We start from the raw sequence: 553 nt of genomic DNA, 5'->3' as shown, positions 1-553 counted from the left end.
GCCCTTTGCGAATATTTCGACCATTCAGACAATTGCGGCGATGAGCATCCCTTCGGCTCTCGCCATCCTGTCGATGGCGCGACGAGGCGCTCCGATTGCGCCAATGACGACGGTCGGGCTGGCGACACTCGCAGCCACGTCGATGTCCTCGGCCGTCCACCGTGTGTTCATCGAGCAGAACATGGCCGGCTCCGCTGGGTTTTGGCCCTTTTGCGCGGTTCTTTTGATGAGCGGCTTCGCCTCGCTGTTCGGACGTCGGCTTCTTCGCTGGACGACGCGCGACGAGTTCGTCGCCACTGTCCAGCGGCCGAGCTGACGGCGGAGCGCATCGATCGGTCTCCTGGTCGGCCCGGGGCGAGCACAGCCACGGACCAAACCATCACGGGAAGCTTTTGTGTGAATCTCCGTAACCTTCATCGCGGCTCCAACGAAATTGATCGACGAAGCGTGCGCAGTCTCCGGCGTCCGCCAGTCGAAACGAGGTCGGCGTCGATGCGAGAGCCTCGAATCGCATGGGTCGATAATGCAAAAGGCATTTGCGTTATCCTGGTCG

At 61.5% G+C, this 553-nt stretch carries 1 protein-coding gene; it reads left to right on the top strand.

Features of this window, described 5'->3' with window-relative positions:
* Positions 1-316, top strand: a 316-nt coding sequence (locus K3F48_RS24020; RefSeq protein WP_222577951.1) for an NrsF family protein, incomplete at its 5' end; no start/stop codon positions are given.
* Positions 317-553 lie beyond the last annotated feature (237 nt).

Source organism: Methylosinus sp. Sm6, assembly GCF_019802345.1.
Classification (GTDB): Bacteria; Pseudomonadota; Alphaproteobacteria; order Rhizobiales; family Beijerinckiaceae; genus Methylosinus.
This window is presented reverse-complemented; position numbering and strand designations above follow the sequence as displayed.